General features: G+C 62.8%; 15 protein-coding genes. 7 read left to right on the top strand and 8 right to left on the bottom strand.

The window, feature by feature from the left end:
- The first annotated feature begins 522 nt into the window (after positions 1–522).
- On the top strand, positions 523–3,033 hold the full coding sequence (locus tag ASG72_RS20120) for an ATP-binding protein (protein ID WP_082540521.1): 2,511 nt from the start codon (positions 523–525) through the stop codon (positions 3,031–3,033).
- A 400-nt stretch (positions 3,034–3,433) separates the two neighbouring features.
- Here the strand turns inward: ASG72_RS20120 and ASG72_RS20115 are convergent, their stop codons facing one another.
- The 8 genes from ASG72_RS20115 to ASG72_RS20080 form a co-directional block, all read right to left on the bottom strand.
- Complete coding sequence (locus tag ASG72_RS20115) at positions 3,434–4,198, bottom strand: fumarylacetoacetate hydrolase family protein (RefSeq protein ID WP_056716505.1); 765 nt, start codon at positions 4,196–4,198, stop codon at positions 3,434–3,436.
- 81 nt (positions 4,199–4,279) lie between these two features.
- Positions 4,280–6,196 carry an alpha/beta hydrolase domain-containing protein gene (locus ASG72_RS20110; protein WP_156396069.1) on the bottom strand — a complete coding sequence of 639 codons (1,917 nt, stop codon included), beginning with the start codon at positions 6,194–6,196 and terminating at the stop codon, positions 4,280–4,282.
- Positions 6,197–6,475: 279 nt separating this feature from the next.
- Positions 6,476–7,324, bottom strand: a complete 849-nt coding sequence (locus ASG72_RS20105; protein ID WP_056716501.1) for a fumarylacetoacetate hydrolase family protein — start codon at positions 7,322–7,324, stop codon at positions 6,476–6,478.
- A 68-nt stretch (positions 7,325–7,392) separates the two neighbouring features.
- A complete protein-coding gene (locus ASG72_RS20100) occupies positions 7,393–8,667 on the bottom strand; it encodes a sugar ABC transporter substrate-binding protein (RefSeq protein ID WP_056716498.1) in 1,275 nt (424 codons plus the stop codon).
- A gap of 81 nt (positions 8,668–8,748) precedes the next feature.
- A complete protein-coding gene (locus ASG72_RS20095; protein ID WP_082540519.1) occupies positions 8,749–9,597 on the bottom strand; it encodes a carbohydrate ABC transporter permease in 849 nt (282 codons plus the stop codon).
- 11 nt (positions 9,598–9,608) lie between these two features.
- Positions 9,609–10,496 carry a sugar ABC transporter permease gene (locus ASG72_RS20090; RefSeq protein ID WP_162246272.1) on the bottom strand — a complete coding sequence of 296 codons (888 nt, stop codon included), beginning with the start codon at positions 10,494–10,496 and terminating at the stop codon, positions 9,609–9,611.
- 112 nt (positions 10,497–10,608) lie between these two features.
- Entirely contained in the window at positions 10,609–11,661 is a 1,053-nt protein-coding gene (gene ugpC, locus ASG72_RS20085; protein WP_056716491.1) for a sn-glycerol-3-phosphate ABC transporter ATP-binding protein UgpC, read from the bottom strand.
- A gap of 150 nt (positions 11,662–11,811) precedes the next feature.
- Positions 11,812–12,663 (bottom strand): IclR family transcriptional regulator, encoded by an 852-nt coding sequence (locus ASG72_RS20080; RefSeq protein WP_162246271.1) that lies wholly within the window; start codon positions 12,661–12,663, stop codon positions 11,812–11,814.
- A 53-nt stretch (positions 12,664–12,716) separates the two neighbouring features.
- On the opposite strand from ASG72_RS20080, the gene ASG72_RS20075 reads away from it, so the two are divergent.
- The 6 genes from ASG72_RS20075 to ASG72_RS20050 all read left to right on the top strand — a co-directional run bounded on the left by ASG72_RS20075 (position 12,717) and on the right by ASG72_RS20050 (position 18,672).
- Entirely contained in the window at positions 12,717–13,493 is a 777-nt protein-coding gene (locus ASG72_RS20075; RefSeq protein ID WP_082540516.1) for an SDR family NAD(P)-dependent oxidoreductase, read from the top strand.
- Positions 13,494–13,527: 34 nt separating this feature from the next.
- On the top strand, positions 13,528–14,535 hold the full coding sequence (locus ASG72_RS20070) for a Gfo/Idh/MocA family oxidoreductase (protein WP_056716650.1): 1,008 nt from the start codon (positions 13,528–13,530) through the stop codon (positions 14,533–14,535).
- A gap of 105 nt (positions 14,536–14,640) precedes the next feature.
- The gene (locus ASG72_RS20065; protein WP_056716483.1) at positions 14,641–15,315 is read left to right on the top strand and encodes a DUF4286 family protein; all 675 of its coding nucleotides are present in this window, start codon (positions 14,641–14,643) and stop codon (positions 15,313–15,315) included.
- 93 nt (positions 15,316–15,408) lie between these two features.
- Positions 15,409–16,926 carry an altronate dehydratase family protein gene (locus tag ASG72_RS20060; RefSeq protein WP_056716480.1) on the top strand — a complete coding sequence of 506 codons (1,518 nt, stop codon included), beginning with the start codon at positions 15,409–15,411 and terminating at the stop codon, positions 16,924–16,926.
- A 68-nt stretch (positions 16,927–16,994) separates the two neighbouring features.
- Positions 16,995–17,795, top strand: coding sequence for an SDR family oxidoreductase (locus tag ASG72_RS20055; RefSeq protein WP_056716475.1), 801 nt, complete (start codon positions 16,995–16,997; stop codon positions 17,793–17,795).
- A gap of 55 nt (positions 17,796–17,850) precedes the next feature.
- On the top strand, positions 17,851–18,672 hold the full coding sequence (locus tag ASG72_RS20050; RefSeq protein WP_056716472.1) for a sugar phosphate isomerase/epimerase family protein: 822 nt from the start codon (positions 17,851–17,853) through the stop codon (positions 18,670–18,672).
- Positions 18,673–19,088 lie beyond the last annotated feature (416 nt).

Below are 19,088 nucleotides of genomic sequence, written 5' to 3'. Positions count from 1 at the left end.
TCGGCGAAGGAGCGCGGGCTTCGATTGGTAGGCATAGGCGGTAGGCGTGATCGATAGGACTGATTGGAGCGCGCCTTTACCCGATTCTCTTGTCTCGTCACGCTTGCGAAGAGTGCCAACGTCTCGCAGGAGCTATTTCTCCTTGTGGGTGCGATGCCTCATCAGCCTGCCCCTCTCCAGCGCTCAGCGCCAACTGCAGACATTGCGTGACTGTCTTGAAGCAGACTTGCGAGCGTGGGCGCAGGATCGGGTAGAGCTGGAACGGGCCTCAGCGTGCGTCACGCCTTACTTCGGTTCGGCACGTCGAATGCAAATCCGAGATGGTCTAGGAATGCCGCGCTTGCCGGTGGTCAGTCCTGCCTCTGCGCTTGATCACTGAGACGCTGCGCGCCAGCTGCGAGCCCTCGGAAAGGTTGGCCGCAAACTCTTCGCCAAGGTAGAACTTGGCGTCGCTGTGCTCGTAACATAGGAAACGGCGGCAGAGAGACCCAGCGCTCGCGCCTTCGCGAGCGGGAGCGCATAATGCCATTCGAGCGGTTCACAGCCTTCCCACGAAAACGCGGTTCTCGCGCGTCTGGAGGGGCGATACGTGCACTCGCCGTTGCCTCCATCCTCGTGCCAGGGCTCTTTTTCGTCTTCGGCACGTGGCAGAGCTACCGTCAGCACATTCGCGAGGCCCAGCAGACCGTCCAGCGCACGGCAGACATCCTCGACCAGCAGGCGCGGCGCGTATTCGCTCTCCAGGAACTCGCGATCGCGGAGATCGACGAGCGCGTCGCGGGGATGACCTGGAATGAGATTGCGGCCTCGCCCGACCTGCATCGATGGCTCAAGGCCCTCGACGAGCGCTTGCGCCAGACGGACGTGATTTGGCTCATAGACCCGCAAGGCCGGGGGCGCGCGTCGAGCCGGTTCTTCCCGACCCCCGACACCTCGCGCGTCGCCGACCGCGACTACTTCCAGGCTTTGAGCGAGCGTGACAGCGGGACTTACCTCGGCGAACCCAGGCCCGGTCGCACAGTGGCGAACCGCGTGTTCCTCAACGTTGCGCGCCGCCGCAGCGCGGAGGGCGGTGCCTTCGACGGCGTGATTGTGGCCTCGCTCGATCCCACCTACTTCGCCGAGGCATTCAAGAGCCTCGCGCTCAGCCCCGGAGACTCAATCTCGCTCATTCGCGAGGATGGGACGGCGCTCGCCCGTGGGCCGGAGCCCTTGAGCGGGCCGATGCGGCTCGTGCCCACGAGCGGGCTCATGGCCAACCTGCACCAGGGTGAGCGAGGAGCATTCCGCAACCACTCGCAAATCGACGGCGTCGAGCGCTTCTACGCCTTCCGCAAGCTCCCCGGCTATCCGGCCTACGTGTTGTATGGCCGCTCCGTTCAGGCCGTGCTCGCGGGCTGGCATCGCGACCTTCTCCTCTACGCGGTGTTGGCGCTCGCGGCAGCGGTGGCGCTCCTCTCGGTCACGGGGGTCGCCGCTCGGCGCACCCGCGAGCAGCAAAGAGCGCTCGACCGCCTGCGTGAGAGCGAGACGCGCTACCACGCACTGTTCCACGAGAGCCCGCTGGGACTTCTTCTCAGCGACGTGCGCCCGGACGGCACCATCGCGTTCGAGGAGATGAACGAAGCGCTCGTCCAGATTACGGGCCATACCCGTTCGGAGGTACTCGGCAAGAGCCCAGGTCAAGCCTTTCAGGGCTCGTTGGGTGCTTACATCGAAGATCGCTACCGCGAATGCGTCGCCACGCGGCAGCCTGTCGAGTACGAGGTCGCGGGCGAAGGTCCAGGCGGGCGTTTTGTGCGCCGGGCTGTGGTCCGGCCCATCCTCGACGGTTCGGGACGGGTCGCGAAGCTTCTGGGCACCTCTATGGACATCACCAAGGCACGCCTATTGGAGGAGCAGCTTCAGCACTCGCAAAAGATGGAGGCATTGTCGGGCCTCGTATCGGGCGTAGCGCACGACTTCAATAACCTGCTGACCGTGGTTATGGGCAACCTCGACCTTTTGCGGCGCGCCAAGGAGGAGCGCCGCCCACGGCTGATCGAGAACGCCATCACTGCGGTCGAGCGCGGTCGCGCGTTGACGGGGCAGCTTCTCAGCTTCGGGCGCAAGCAGACGCTCCAGCCCGAGGTCGTTGACCTCACGCGGCTCATGGCCTCCACGCAGGACATGATCGCGCAGTCGCTGCGTGGCGACATCGAGATCAAGCTCGATCTTGCTACCGATCTCTGGCCCGTTTGCGTTGACCCGTCTCAGCTACAGGTCGCCCTTATCAATCTCGCGGTGAACGCCCGAGATGCGATGCCAAAGGGCGGCATGTTTACGGTGTCAGCAGAGAACCGAGTGCTGCGCGGCACTGACGCGACCGAGGCGGTAGCCATCTCGGTCACCGACACCGGGTCCGGCATGCCCCGCGAGGTGCTCGCTCGTGTGTTCGAGCCATTCTTCACCACGAAGGAAGTGGGTCGAGGAACAGGCTTGGGGCTTGCCCAAGTCTACGGCTTCGCCCAGCAGTCGGGCGGCTCGGTGGACATCGGCAGCGAGGTGGGACGCGGCACGACCGTGACGCTTTACCTGCCCAGAGCCGCGAACGAGGAGTCGCCCCGGACCGAGACGGCGCTGACAACACCGACTGGCCGCGCGTCTGTCCAGCGGCATATCCTCCTGGTCGAGGACAACGCCGAGGTGGCCGAGGTGGGTTGTTCGATCCTCGTCGAGCGAGGACACCGGATCATTCTAGCCGAGAACGTGGCCAAAGCGCTGGCTTTGCTCGCAAACGAGACGTTCGACGTGGTGGTAAGCGACCTCGTCATGCCAGGAGAGGGAAACGGGCTCGATCTGGCGCGCACTGTGGCGCTGCGCTGGCCCGGCCTGCCCGTCGTGCTGGTAACGGGCTACAGCGAGGCGGCAGGCGAGGCAGTCGCGGACGGCTTCCCGCTGCTACGCAAGCCCTACGAGCCGGCTGACCTGATCGACGCCGTGGAGAGCGCAACGGCAGCAAAGGTCATCACGCTCGCGGGGTCTAGGCGGTAGAGGCCCATCAGTGACGGTGCGGGTGTTGCGCCGGGCCGGGGCCGCGTCTAACCGCTCCACCTCCGTAGGGCGCGCTCGCTCAAGCTGCACGGCGGCGGCCACGCGCCAGTTGCGGACATTGGCACGGCGCCATGAAGCGGACATTGAGAGACGACCAATTTAGGCTCTCCGTTCGATTAACCTGGCGTCCTAAGTACGATCCGTGAGGGGAAGCCTGCAACGCGGCTGAAGCTCTACGCGATTATCCTTGTCATGACCGGTTCACCAGCGCGAGCTCGTGGTTTGCGCTCTTTCCGCTCGGAAAGCGCCCATCATCCTTGGCAAATCGGCATAATATGATCGAACTCGTTACCCAGTGAACAATGGTCCTTCATTAACTCACATGGAGCTAATACGGACACTAAACAGCGAACCGGACGGATACTTGGCCAACCTCATCCAGCTGAGCCGTCAGAAGTCCGGCGGCATGGATCGGCAGAACGCCACAAAGGGTCCCAGTGGTCACTATCTGCCCTGCCTTCAAGCCACCAAGATAATCGCTTTGCCTGTTTGCGTAAGCCAGCAGAGGCAGCAGTGGATCTCCGGCAGAATGGGATGCGGCAGCCTGATAGATTGATTGTTCATTCAGCGACACTTGACAGTTTAAGTCCCCTACCCGCTCAAGTGTATGGAGCGGCAAGCTATCGCCAATGATGTAAGCTCGATTTCCGAGATGATCTGCCAAAAACGATAAGAATGGTACATTTGCCGGGTCTTCAAACCGCCCGCCGATCACTTCAATACCGAGAATCAGGCTCTCGATCGCGTCGAGGATATCGGAGCGATCGTAAGAGCCGGTCGCTCGCGTTGGCAGATCCCTCCCGAGACGGACCGCCAGTTCGACTTCGATCGTACAATTTGGCAACAAAGTGAGCTCGGAGTATGCGGCGTGCATATCCTGCAGCGGAGCGGCGATTGGCTGTTTCTCGGGGCCCAGGGCCACTTTCCAGCCGCGCACGGTCCGGTCCAAACGGCGTTGGACGAGCGCTTGAACCTCCATGGCTTGGTCCGCGTGCTCAGGCACGGGCAGTCCGGCGCTCGCCACTCCGATCCCGGTCGTGTTCGCATGAACAAGGGCGGCGGCGAGTGCTTCGGTGTTGTCGGAGCGAGAATTATTCAGCGTCATCCCGGGCCTCGGGGGTCATTGTCCGATGTGATGTCGCGGGCCGTGGCAGATTTCGCCCGCGACCGATCCTGTGTCTGTCCGCTAGTTGGCGGGCGGCGGGAGCCTTGCCAACTTTCCGGCTTCGGCGAGTTTGACATCGGCCTCCGCATCGGCCGGGAGCAGTAACCGCGCTGCTACGAGCTCGTCGGCGGCAGCCTTCACCTTGGCCACATAGTCGGCCTCAGTGTGGTACAGTTCCTCGATCGATGGACGGGTATCGTTTGCGGCCCTCTGGGCGCGGGTGGCGGCGAAGGGCACGGCACTACCTTGTGCCTCGCATAGATCTTCCGGCCCCTCGGCGCCCTTCAGCGGATTCCAGCCTGTATAGGAGCCGCGGGGTACGGCGACCATTGGCATCTTCACGCCGCCGCGTGCGTTGCCGTCGGTACCGGCCTGAGGAGCCATCAGGTTGAACGTGCCCTCCACAACGGGGCCTGTGGGTGTCTGAGCGACCCTGTAGGCTCGCGCGTACTGCCCTTGATAAGGCAGAGCGTCGTTGGCGGGGTACGCGCTCGAGGCGGGTCCGAGGGTGCCGTCTTCCAACGTTGGGTATCGGCTGGCAGGCGGCGGGGTTCCGCCGAGCCACTGATTGAGCGACACGATCAGGGCACGGATCAAGGGCGGACCTTGAACCGAACTGCTGGCGAGCTTGCAGGCGGGCATCGGTTGGGAGACGCGGCCGCCCCAGCTTGAGTGCGGAGCACCGACGATCATGAAGGTGCGCACCTCGGGGGGCAAGGCTAATGGCTTTCCGGTAACGTCGGTGACATTCAGGCCCGCCTGCGAGGCCCAGAACTCGTATTCGGAATCGATTTGCACGATTTTGGGGCAAGTGCTGGTCACGCGGCACTGCTTCAGGATCCCGTCCTGGGCGCCGGTGCTCGGATCGACGCTCGTTTCGTACGCGAACGGAAATTGCGCAACGGGATACAAGCGGTCGGCCGACGGTCCCGGGTTGCGGCTCGGTTGGGCGAAGCGGGCATTGGTGAAGCTCTTACGGGCTCCTGGCACAACGGGCAGCATGCCATCGAACACCTGGCGGTTCTGCTCGTCTACGTTGAACCCGAAATACAGAAAGTCGCGCAGGGCGCGGCCCGATTGGGAAATGCCGAAGCCGATTGTCTGCGTAGGCCCGTCGGGCGCCAGCGGGTTGGATGCGCTCTTGTCAAACTTCAGGAACGACACGACATCGCGCAACGCGGCGAAGCCCATGCCCATGACGGCCGGGTCGGTGGCGGTGTAATTGAACTCGTAGACGGTCCGTGAGCCCATCCCGGCGGGGCGAGTAACCTCGATGGTCTTGGGATCAAGCTGGCGATAGGTCAGGCCGTCCACAGCCTTGGCCTCGGCGTCTGGCGTTGCCCGCGCAGTGATGGTGCCCGTGCCGCCAGCCGCGGCCGGATAGCTCAGAATGACCTTCCGGACAGTGTCGACCCCGGCGAAGGTGAAGCTTTCCCGCGACGGGCCGGTCAAGCCCTCGATCACCGGAGCTTGCAGGCCGATGCCGGTTGGAACATCGCCCTGCCAGCCGACTTCGACCACAGTCATGCCGTTTTCGAACAAGAAGCCGTTGCCGCCATTCGAAGCCTTGCTGAACACGGCGCCCAACGACCGCACCGGCTGAGATCCGGAGGAGGCCGCGCCGCCGGGAGGCGCGTCGGTCGCGTCGTGAAGCCATCGATTGAGCAAGGCATCGCCACGATTGGGTAAGTCCACCAGCATCGGGCCCGTCGCGGTGCGCGGCCGCAGGATGATGACGTCGGTGGTTGCCTCGACATGACCACGCGCGTTGCGCGGCGCGCGGTCGAGGTCGACGATCTGGCGGTTGACGATGCTCATCGGGTCAACGGCGAAGGTCGCCTTGCCGACGATCATCTCCACTGGTCCGGCAGCTCCGAAGCTGCGTCCCTCGAAGGCCGGGCCGCGTGACACGATTTCAAATTTCGTCACCTCGGACACGGCTGGCGTCGCCGCGAGAACCGAGAGGCCTAGGGAACTCAATAGCCACGTACGGCGCATAGAACTCTCCTGGTTGAAAGGGACGTCGAGCAGGGACGGGAGGCGAGAAAACTGAACGCGAGTCAAAAGTTTGAACACGAGCGAACTTGAGTCGCAGCGACGCCGCCGTTGACCGGCTGGGATTTCGATCCTTCGCGGCCGCGACCTCGGACCATGGCGCCGCGACGTGGTGTTTCCGCGGTCATGTCGCATGTGCCTAGCCCCGGAGGGCGAGGCATGTCAGGCCGCGTCGGCGACGACGGTCTGGCGCTGCTCGCCCAGCCCTTCGATCCCTAGCGTGACGATCTGGCCGGAACGCAGATAGACCGGCGGCTTCATGCCCTGCCCGACGCCGGCCGGCGTGCCGGTTATGATCACGTCGCCGGGATGCAGCGTCATTAGGCCGCTGAGATAGCTCACGATCCGCGCCACGCTAAAAATCATGTTCGCAGTCGTTCCGTCCTGGCACCTGATCCCGTCGACCTCGAGCCAGAGCCGGAGATTCTGCGGGTCGGAGATCTCGTCTGCGGTGACTAGCCAGGGGCCGATCGGACCGAAGGTGTCGCAGCTCTTGCCCTTCGTCCACTGTCCCGTCCCCTCGGTCTGAAACGCCCGCTCGGACACGTCGTTGGCGAGGAAGTAGCCCGCGACATGCGCTAGGGCCCGGTCTTCGGCGACGTATTTCGCCTTCGTGCCGATGACGACCCCTAGTTCGACCTCCCAATCCAATTTGGTAGAGCCGCGCGGCTGGACGATGTCGTCGTTGGGTCCGACGATCGCGCTCGTCGCCTTCATGAACACGACCGGCTCGGCCGGAGCCTGGTTGCCGGTCTCACGTGCATGATCGATGTAATTGAGCCCGATACAGATGAACTTGCCAACGCCACTGATACAGGAGCCTATCCGCCCAACGTCGCTAACGATTGGCAGAGTTATCGGGTCAACGGCCGCAATCTGCCGGAGGCCATCGGGGGTTACCGACGCACCGTTCACGTCTTGAATAATCCCGTCGAGGTCTCGAATTGTGCCGTCGCCTGCAAGAAGAGCAGGCCGCTCCTCGCCCGCCGGTCCGTAGCGCAACAACTTCATCTCAAATTCTCCATGAAGACGAGTGGGTTGGAGAACGCTCCCATCCCACCCGCTTGGCCTAATGTTGATTACTGCGCTTTGGTCAGCGCCTCGTCATAGCGCTTGACGACTTCCGCGTAGGCGTTTTCCGGCGACTCGTCTCTGAGCATCATTCTCTGGAATGCTTCGCCAAGAATAGTGTGGAAGGTCGACAGAATCGGGGAATAAGAAACGGCACGTCCACGCTGGCTCACCAGCTCAGCCCACTGCTTCTGATTCTTGGCCACATCGCTTTGCAGATATGGCGAAGTATATGCCGATTTCCTGGACACCACCTCGCCGCCCTCGGCCGCGATCGCCTGCGCCTCAGGAGAGATCACGAACTTCATAAAGGTCCAGGCGGCGTCCTGCTTCTTCGACTGCCTGTTCAAGGCGATGGTGTAACTGTAGACGGTCTGTTTGTCGGACTCCGTGTACGATGGCGCCGGAGCCCAGCCCAGATCCTCGCCTGCGCCTTGGGCCTGAAGCGTTTTGAAGCGATACAGACCGTAGTTCGTCATCGCTATGGTGCCGGACCGGAGGCCGTCATGAACCTCGTTGATGCCCATCTGCGCACTGCGTAGCGACGTGACTTTGCACTTCGTGAAGAGATCTTTGATCGTTGTGCTGGCGCGGACAAAATTCTCTTTCGAGAACGCGATCTTTCCATCAGGAGCGAAGTACCGACCGTCGGAGCCGACCAGCATCGTGCTGAGAAAGAATTCCGCGAGACTTTGGGCGCCACCGATGCCGCCGGTTGCTCCGAGCGGAACAGCGAAGCCGTTGACGTTCGGCTGCTTGAATTTCGTGCCCGCCGCGCAAACCTCTTCCCAGGTCTTCGGCGGCGCCACGCCCGCTTCCTGAAGGGCGCTCTTTCGATACGTCAGGATCGGGATGCGGAAATCCTGCGGAAGAGCATAGAGCTTTCCATCGATTTGCCCCGTCAATAGAGGCAGCAGCCAGTCGTCTTCCGAAATGCCATCCTTTTTGACGAGATCGTTGAGCGGGACGAGATTGCCGGTCGCGGCGTACTCGGCCAGCCCGAAGCTCACGACACGGATGACGTCCGGCGTGTCGCTGCGGGATTTGACGGCCCGGGTGACGGTCGCGCCCGTCGGGTCGACCAGCAGTTTGATTTTGATGTCGGGGTGCTTGCTCTCGAAAGCCTGGATCATCTTGGTCTGGGCTGCCGCCCGAGGATCGTTGGCGTTGTTGGGATCCAGGAACGTCGAGTAGATGATTTCCGTGGCCTGAGCGATCGCACGGTCGATCGATGCCGCCGATACGCCGGTGAAGACGGTCAATACTGCCGCTGCCTTGATCATTGCGCGTCTCGATGTAGCAATCATCGGTGTTTCCCCTCTCGCTTGTTGTTCTGCATTGCAGATCGAAGGCTGGTCTTCCGGTCAGCCCTTTACCGCTCCAGCCGTAAGGCCGGAGATGAACCACTTTTGAACGAGGCCGAACATGAGAATGACCGGCATCGACGCGATGACGACGAAGGCCATCATGTAAGACCACGAGATGCCGACGGCGTCGAAGACCTGGTTGACGAGCGCGACCTGCAGCGTCCGCTTGGCAACGTCGGGGGCGAAGACCGCAACCGTGATGTAGTCGTTCCAGGTCGTGACGATCCCGATCGTCGCGACGGCGGCGATCCCTGGCCGGATCAGAGGCAGGATGAGGTTCCAGATGATCTCGAAGCGGTTCGCCCCGTCCATGAAGGCCGATTCCTCGATCTCGACGGGAACGGCTTCGACGAAATTGGCGATGAACCAGACGGTCTGGGGGATGATCCGCGCCGACAGAATGATCGTCACGACGATCCCGCTGTTGAGCAACCCGACCGTGTCGAGCAGGTAATAGGTTGGCACCAGAAGCGCGACACCCGGCACCATCGACGTCGCCAGGATGACGAGCATGAGGGCGCGCTTGCCTTTGAAGGTGAAGCGCGCGGCTGCGTAGCCGGCCGGTATGCCGACCAGCAGCGCGAGGACCACGGCGCCGACGGCGTAGATGACGGAATTGAAGAAGTCGCGTGCGAAGGACTGGTCCCGGAAGACCTTGAAGTAGTTTTCGAGGGTCGCCTTGTTGGGCCAGAGCGTCGGCGGGACGGCCACCGCCTCCACCTCGGTCTTGAACGAGGTCGCCAGGGCCCAGGCGACGGGCCCGAGCACGATGACCGCGAAGAAGAGCGACATCAGGATTGCGGGGGCACGGCCGGTGGTTGGACCGGAGGATATGGCGGCACTCATCTTGCGAATTCCTATCCGGTGACGCGGCCGGTCAGCCGGGTGTAGACCACACCGAGGCCGACATTGATCAGCAGGACGACGATGGAGACCACCGCGGTGGGACCGATGTTGACAGCCTGAACGGTTCCCCGGAACGCTTCGAAACTCAATGTCGTGGTTGAACCCAGCGGTCCGCCGCCCGTCATGACGATGATCAGCGTCATCAGGGTCAGATACATGATCGACAAGGTGAGAGCGGTACTTCCCAACGTCGGGAGGATATGGGTCAGCGTCACATAGCGAAACTTGACCAGCGGCCCGCCGCCGTCGATCTCCACGGCCTCGTAGAGTTCTTTGGGGATGGACTGCATCGCGGCGGTCGCCATGACCATGACGTAAGGAAACGACCACCATGCGGTGACGACGATGATCAGAGGCAACGCAAGCCCCGGATCGCCCAGCATCAGGCCGGGATCGATCCCGGTCAGTTGCATGAGATAGGGAATGGGGCCGAAGGACGGGTTGAGGAGCCACAGCCAGATGCTGCCGACGACCGACATCGACAGCGTCCAGGGAAACAGGATGAGCACGCGCAGAACGGTCCCGGTCGGCCCGGCGTTGTTCAGGACGAGCGCGGCTGCCATCCCCAGAACGACGGCGCCCGCCAGCGATCCCGCGACGTAGACCAGCGAGACGTACACCGTGTTCCAGAAGGCCGGTGAGCTGAAGACTTCGACGTAATTGGTCAGGCCGACGAAACCCGTCAGATCGTAGTATCTCGTCTTCTGAAAGCTGAGCCAGCCGACGAAAACGGTCGGGTAGAGCGTTACCAGAAACAGGATCAGGATCGCCGGCGCAAACCAGAGAAAGGGCGCCCATGAGAGGTGCGCTGGGTTGCGCGTTGCGGGTGTGTCGGCCAAAACGCTTGCTTCGGAGCCGGCGACCACGGTCTGTGTATGACTTGCTGACATGGCGTGTCCCGTAGATCTTTGAGCGGCAGCCGTTGCGAGTGGCAGGCGGATTTTCTGCCGATCAGGACAGGCGCGTGCCCTCGCTTTCGTCGAACACATGAACGCGCGCGACGTCTGGCCTGACGCGTATTGTCTCACCGGGCTGCGGAAGCTCGGAATCCCGGAAGATGCACACGATGCTCTGCGAACCGTGGCGAGCGATGACCTGCGTCTCGGCCCCCGTCGGCTCGACGACCGCAACCGTCAGCGCAAGGCCATCGTCGCTCCTGACGAGATGCTCAGGCCTGACGCCGTAGACGGCGCTGGACGACAGATGCTGCAGGCTGGCGGGCAAAGGCAGGGCCGAGCCGTCCTCCAGCACGAACCGCCCATTCTCGCAGCGACCCTTCAGGAAGTTCATCGCGGGCGATCCGATGAAGCCTGCGACGAACATGTTGGCCGGATGATTGTAGAGATCGAGCGGAGCGCCGATCTGCTCGACCAGGCCGTCATGCATCACGACGATCTTGTCGGCCATTGTCATAGCCTCGACCTGATCATGGGTGACATAGACAGTCGTGGTCTTGAGACGCTGATGCAGTTCCTTGATTTCGGTGCGCATCTGAACGCGAAGCTTCGCGTCGAGGTTTGACAAAGGCTCGTCGAACAGGAAGACCTGCGGATCCCGGACGATCGCGCGCCCCATCGCCACGCGCTGACGCTGACCGCCGGAGAGCTCTCGGGGATAGCGGTCGAGCAGCTTGGTGAGGCTGAGGATCTCCGCCGCCCGCTTGACGCCCGCATCGCGCTCGTCCCGCGACGCCTTCTTCAGCTTCAGGGAGAAGCCCATGTTTTCGGCTACGGTCATATGCGGATAGAGCGCGTAGTTCTGGAAGACCATCGCGATGTCGCGCTCTTTCGGTGGAACACCGTTCACCGTCCGGCCGCCGATTCGGATCTGCCCGCCCGAAATGTCCTCGAGCCCGGCAATCATGCGCAGCAGCGTCGATTTTCCGCATCCGGAGGGTCCGACCAATGTGACGAACTCGCCATCGTCGATATCGACGGTCACGCCATGAATGACGGGCGCGTTGCCATACGCCTTCTTGACGGCCTGCAGCTCAACGTTCGCCACTGCTCTCTCCCTTGGCCCATGAAGAGCCGCTTTTCTCATTGGCCGATGCCGGCTGTTAATGGAACGATATTCCGTTAATCTCGTCTCTGTCAATTCCACTGTCGGCGAAAAACGCATTCGGCCGAAGAGGTTGCAATTTTCTGAACGTTATCAGCCGCTTGCTGCGGCCACCACAGGCAGCCTCTGCTGGGGCGCGATGCGATACGGCCAAAGAGCCGACAGCTCCTGCGCAGTCGCCGTGACCTTTTCCGCAACCTCGGGAACGATCAACGGGGAAAAGCGATGGAGGGGGCCGGCAACGCTGACGGTTCCGACGACCTGCCCGCCGACACGGATCGTGGCCGCAACCGCAGCGACGCCCGGCTCGGCCTCTTCGATCGCCGCGCCCCATCCCCGCTCCACGGTCTCGTCCAGCGCGGCGGAAAATGTCGGCTTGGTCGTAATGACCCGAGGCCCGCCGAGCTCGGATCGGCCGAGCCCGCTGGCGACGGCCCGCGCCAAGGCTTCATCGCGATCCAGCGTCGCAAGCCATGCTTTTCCATTCGCCGTCATGTGCAACGGAACTTTCGCTGCAAGTTCAGGCTGATAAATAAGGCCGGAGCGCGCCCCCTGCGAGTGCGCGATCCAGGTCAGTCCATCGGTATCTACGATCGCGATTCGACCGAGACCTTCAGTTTCATTTGCCAGCCGGTCGAGAATCGGCTGGCAAATATCGGGAATGCGCGTTGCCACCAAGAGCCTCTGGCCCACGATCGCCAGGCGCAGGGACAGGCGATAGAAGCCGCTGTCAGCGTCCTGCTCGGCCCATCCCAGTTCGCACAGGGTCGTCAGAAGGCGGTGCGCCGCGCTCTTGGGCACGTCCAGGCGGCGGCTGATCTCGCCGAGGGACATCGCGCCAGCGTGCTCGCTGAGTAGGGTGATGAGGTCGAAACAGCGTTCGACGAGGGATTTGACAAGCCGCATGGCACCACGTAGCAAGAGGTTGCTGGAACGATATTCCATTAGCATAATTCGCCGGTTTTCGCAAACTAGGCGGCTCGATAACCAGCCGGGCGATGATGGGAGTCAACATGCGGTCAGTTCAACAGGACCTTTCGGGAAAGGTCGCCGTGGTCACCGGCGCAGGACGGGGTCTGGGCAAGGCCATCGTCGACGTGCTAGCGGCCCGAGGTGCCCATGTCGTCGTCAACGACCTGACCCTCGAGCCTGCTGAACAGGCTGCCGCCGAGGTGCGGACCCGCGGCGAAAGCGCGAGCGCCGTCGCGTTCGATGTGGCCGACCCGCACAAGGTCAACGACGCATTCGCGAAAATCAGAACAGACCACGGCCGCGTGGACATCCTGATCAACAATGCCGGCATCGGCGACTTCGTCAGCTTCCCCGACATCAGTCCCGAGAAGTGGGATCGGATGCTCGACATCCACCTGAAGGGTTCGTTCAACTGCTGCCAGGCCGTCTTGGCCGGCATGAAGCAGCAGGGCTACGGCAAGATCGTCAACATCAGTTCCGTGGCAGGCAAGCGCGGCGATTTTATCGGCAATGCGCATTACACGGCCGCCAAGGCCGGAATTATCGGCCTGACGAAATCCTTGGCCCTTTACGCTGCCCCGTTCGGCATCAACGTCAATGCGGTGGCTCCCGGACTTTTCGCCACTGAGCTCACCGATGGGATGAGTAGCGAGATGAAGGCGACGACCATTTCGCGCATTCCCGCCGGCCGACTCGGTCGCCCCGAAGAGATCGGTCGGGCGACGGCCTTCCTCGTTTCCGAAGACGCCAGCTACATCTTCGGCGAGACGCTCAGCGTCAACGGCGGCTCCTACATGGATTGAGCGGCTCGACACTCGCGTGGTCATGGAGGCTCCGATGAAGATCGCAATATTCGACGTCAGTCATTGGCATTTCCCGCTCTACATCCCGGCACTGAGCGATCCGGGTGTCGAGGTCGTCGGCATTTCCGATAGCGAAGCATTCTCGGGGGAGCGTTTCGCGCAGCGGCTGAATTGCAAGCTTTTCGACTCGAACGAAGCGCTGCTCGAAGCGGATTTCGACTTCGCTCTCGTGTTCAGCCGCCATTCCAGGATGGCCGGCATGGCCAAACGCCTGATCGACCGCGGCATCCCGTTTCTGATCGAGAAGCCTTGCGGCCTCAATCTGCAGGAGGTCCGCCGCATCCGGCAGCTGGCGGAGCGCAGGTGCGTCCACGTCAGCGTTCCCTTCATCAACCGGGTCAGCGACTGGGCTTCGCATCTCTCGCCGTCGGAAGGGTTCTCGCCGGAAGGATTTCAGCATCTGTCCTTCAGATTCATCGTGGGCCTGGCTGGTCGCTACGAGCGCAACGGGAACAGCTGGATGCTGGACAAGCGACAGGCGGGCGGCGGTTCGCTCCTGAATGTCGGCATTCATTTCATCGATCTGATCTCGTCTCTGACGGGCGCTCTGATCACTCATGTTTCGGCTCAGGCTCGGACGTTCCGCTCCGACGTCACCGTCGACGAGCAGGCCATCCTGACCTGCCGGAACGCGGCGGGCCAGATCGGCCTGATCGAAACCGGGTACCTGTATCCGTCGACCGCGGAAGACCAGCGCGACTTCGCGTTTTCGATCTCGCATACCTCCGCCTACGCGCGGGCCTATGCCGATCAGCTCTACGTGAAGGCGCGCGACCAGAAGCCCGGGCGCTCCACCACTGTCGAGTTCAACACCGACGAATACTACCCGGTATTCCTCCGACGCAGTTGGGCGGATCTGGCCGAAGGACGGGCGCCGGTCGCAGGTCTGCGCGAGGCGGAGCATGCGATCGCCGTGCTCGAGGCGGCCTATCGATCCGCAGCCGAAGGCGGCACCCCCCAGACTGTCGAACGCGCCACTTAGGTCAACAGCCGCCCAGCGATTCAACCCAAATGCGACGCCATCGCGTTCGCCGCCCTCCCGGGTCGGACGAATGCAACGGGAAAACAAGCGAGCGAGGAACTTTCCATGTCATTGTCAGGAGCGGGCGTCATCGCCATCTGGAACGACATTACCGATGAAGGGCGTGCCAATTTTTACGAGTGGCACGACCGCGAGCATATTCCGGAGCGGGTCGGCATTCCCGGCTTTCTGCGCGGACGCCGCTATATCGCCCTGTCGGGTACGCCCGAGTATTTCACGCTCTACGAGGTGCAGAACAAGTCCGTGCTCACCGGAGCGGATTATCTCACGCGGCTGAACAGCCCGACCGAGTGGACGACGCGTTCGGTCCAGCATTTCCGGAACACCGCCCGGTCGCTATGCGATGTCGAGATGACCCTCGGCGCGGGATCGGGCGGGTTCATCGGGACGGTCCGCTTCGATTGCGATCCCGCGCAGGACCGGGGCATTCTCGAGACGGTGTCCGGTTCGATCCTGCCGGACATCACGAAGTCGCCGGCGATCTCGGCTGCCCATATCTGCCGGGCCGACGAGGGCGCGAGCAACGTCAAGACGGCCGAGCAGAAGGGGCGCGCAGCCAACATGGTTCCGCGCTGGGTGCTGCTGGTGGAAGGCGCCACGCAGCAAGCGATCGAGCATGTGCTGTCAAACCATCTCAGCCCCGCCGTGCTGGATCAGCTGGGCGCTCCCGAAGCGATGCACGGGATCTACCAGCTGCAATTCGACCTCGTCGGCAGTTGACGAGAGCAGGCTGTCGCTTCGCATGCGGCCGGGTCGGCTCGCGACGCGCCTGCTTCAGCCGAAGCGTGGCTCGACGAACAGGAAATCGGGACGATGCACCCCGTCATCAGCCTTCACCCCTCCGACCATGTCGCAATTGCGCGCGCGGCATTGCCAGCCGGTACGTCGGTCGCGAACGGGATCATCGCCTCCGTTCGCATTCCCGCGGGGCACAAGGTTGCCGTGCGGGCGATCGCCCAAGGCGAACAGGTGCGTCGCTACAATCAGGTGATCGGCGTGGCCAGAGTCGATATCGCGGCGGGAGAGCACGTGCACGTCCAGAATCTCGGCATGGGCGATTTCGCGAAGGACTACGCCTACGGGCAGGATGTTCGTCCGACCGATTACGTGGAGGCGCCAGCCACCTTCGAGGGCATTCGCCGACCGGACGGTCGTGTCGCGACGCGCAACTATATCGGCATCCTCACTTCGGTGAATTGCAGCGCCCATGTTGCCGGCCTCGTCGCCGATGCCTTCAAGCGCCATCCGATGATTGGCATCGAGCCCTTGGCCGACTATCCCAACGTCGATGGCGTCGTCGCGCTGACGCACAAGACCGGCTGCGGAATGGCGGAGGGCGAACCGCTGAAACTCCTGCGGCGTACGCTCGCCGGCTATGCCCGCCACCCGAACTTCTCGCACATCGTCGTGCTCGGCCTCGGCTGCGAGGTCAACCAGATCGGCGTGATGCTGAAGGAGCACAATCTGAGCGACCGCATCCGCAACATGGACATTCAGGCCATGGGCGGCACCCGAAAGACGGTCGAAGCCGGAATGGACTTCGTGCGGGACGTTCTGACCGAGGCGAACCATGTGCGTCGCGAGACGGTTTCGGCCTGCGAGCTCAAGGTCGCGCTGCAATGCGGGGGGTCCGACGGCTACTCCGGCGTCTCGGCCAATCCCGCTCTCGGCGTCGCAAGCGACCTCGTCGTGCGAAATGGCGGCACGGTGATCCTGTCGGAAACGACGGAAACCTACGGCGCCGAGCATCTCTTCACCCACCGCGCCGTCAGCCGGGAGGTGGGCGAGAAGCTCGTCAACCTCATGACGTGGTGGGAGGACTACACCCGCAAGCACGGGGCCGAGATCAACGCCAATCCCTCTCCCGGCAACAAGGCCGGCGGGCTGACGACGATTCTTGAAAAGTCGCTCGGAGCCATGGCCAAGGCCGGCAGCACCAACCTGGTCGACGTGATCCAGTATGCCGAAGCCGCCACAGCGAAGGGGTTCGTTTTCATGGACACGCCGGGTTTCGACCCGGTTTCGGCGACCGGCCAGGTCGCGGGCGGCGCCAACGTCGTGTGCTTCACCACGGGTCGCGGCAGCGTGTTCGGCTGCAAGCCGGCACCCTCGATCAAGATTGCGACCAATACGCCTCTCTACACGCGCATGGCGGAGGACATGGACGTCAACTGCGGCACGATCCTGGAGGGCGAGGAGACCGTGCAGGAATCAGGACAGCGGATCTTCGACCTCATTCTCCGGACCGCATCCGGCCAGCGCACGAAGAGCGAGCTGTTCGATTCCGGATCGGCCGAGTTCGCGCCCTGGCCGCTGGGTGTCACGGTCTAGGCACCGCGACGGCCAGCCCGCACGACAACGACTTCAACAAGAAACAGATTTTGACGGAGGAACGATCGATGAGAGCCTTGGTGACTGGCGGAAGCCGCGGGATCGGAGCAGCGGTTTGCCTGCGTATCACGGAGGCGGCGCTCGCGAGGGGTGAACGGCCCCGCATTGCCGTCTGCGGTCGCGAAGCCTCCGACAAGCAGGAGGAGATCGCCGTCAGGGTCCGCGAACTGGGGGGCGAGGCGATCGCTCTCAACGGGGATCTGGGCGACGTCGATGTGCCCGCGAAGCTGATCGATGCAGCCGTTGCGGAGTTCGGAGGCCTCGACGCTCTGGTCGCGAACGCCGGCGTCGCGAAACCGGGCAAGATCAGCGATCTCGCGCTGGCAGACTGGGAGGGAATGTTCGCGATCAACCTGCGCGGGCCCTGGCTCCTGGCGAAGCACGCATATCCCCACCTCAGGGCGAGCCGCGGCGCGGCCTGCTTCACCTCGTCGATGTCGGGTCGGGTGCCCCATGCCGGCTCGGGCGCCTACAGCCCGACCAAGGCTGCGTTGGCCATGCTTGCGCAGACGCTGGCGCTGGAATGGGCGCCTGACGGCATCCGCGCCAACATCGTCTCGCCCGGCATGACGCACACGCCGATGTCCGAGAAGATGTATGCCGATCCGGCGATCAAGGCCGCGCGAGAGAAGCTCATTCCGCTCGCGCGAATTGGTCAGCCGATCGATATCGCCAACGCCATCGAGTTCCTGGTCAGCCCGCTGGCGGGCTATGTGACTGGACAGGACCTCTGCGTCGATGGCGGATTCAGCAGCTCGATCCTCAGCCACATACCCGGTCGCCCGAGTTCCACGCCACAGAGCGCTTGAAGCCGACGCCACGTCGGCGGGTGCCTAGAGGCGGCGCCGAAAGAGGACCCTAGCGATGATCATCAACACATTCTCCTACCTGTGGTCGGCGACCGCTATCGACGCCATCGTAGAGCTCAGTGGCCACGGTTACAGCGTGTTCGAGGTGCCCGTCAGCGCGCCGCATTGCTGGCCCGACGAGATGAGTCCGTCCGACCGTGCGGCGGCGAAGCGGCGTCTGCAGAACTGCGGCGCAAGCGTCATGTCGCTGAACGCGGGCGGATACGATATCAATCTGGCGAGCCCGGCGGCCAATATGAGGCGCAAGAGCACCGATCACATCGAGGCTGTGATCGACCTCGCCTTTGATTGGGGCGCCGCCGACGTGGTGATCTCGCCGGGCACACGGCGCCCGATGATTTCGCCGTCGCTGCAGAAGACGTTCGGCTGGCTGTATGAGAGCCTGGACATCCTATTGCCGCGGGCGGAACAGGCGGGTGTGCGACTTCTGCTCGAGAATACGCCGTATTGCTTCCGACCGACATTCGAGGAGATGCTCGTCGTCGTAGATCATTACGACAGCGAGAGACTGAAGATCGTCTACGATGTCGCGAACGCGGCTTACATCAAGGAGGATCCCGTCGCCTGCCTGCTGTCGGGGGCTCCGGCCATCGGACTGGTGCATGTCTCCGATACGGGCCTCGATGAATGGGGTCATGATCCGATCGGGACCGGGGTCATCGATTTCGAAGCGTTGGGACAAGCGGTCGAAGCGACCTGCACGATCGAGAATGTCGTCCTCGAAATCATTCGCCAGAATGAGCCCTTGGAGTCGATCAACACGGCGATCTCGGAGCTGCAGAAGAGGGGTTGGAATCTCAATGGCCCGGGCCGGTGATAGCCGAGTTGAAATCACCCGGATGGAGCTGCCAAGTGCGGCAAGCATGATCATTTTTTGGAACGGACCAACAGCAAGCCATTCGCCACGACGAGATGCGCCATTAGCTGACCTCGAAGCCCCGCCCCAAACCAGACCTCCAGCGACAAGGTCCGCGGTGGCTCTGAAACTGCTCGTCGAGGCAGTCCAGTACCTGCCGATCAGCAGGATCGTCCCGCGATGGCCGTCGGCGCGCTCCCTAGCTTTGAACGGCATAAGCATCTTCGGGCATGCCGGCACTTCAAATGGGGTGGCCCCGTGGCGCTCACCTTAGCGTCCTAGCGCTTCCTGCGGCGACAGGTTCCATCCCTTCATGCGTGAGAGATTAGAGGAGCCTGCCAAAGTCTTTGTAGAATACGGAAAACATCCCTCGCCAC

Source organism: Allobosea sp. Leaf344, from assembly GCF_001426225.1.
In the GTDB taxonomy this organism is placed as follows: Bacteria; Pseudomonadota; Alphaproteobacteria; order Rhizobiales; family Beijerinckiaceae; genus Allobosea.
The sequence above is the reverse complement of the archived record's forward strand: the minus strand, read 5'-3'. Positions and strand labels throughout refer to the sequence as shown.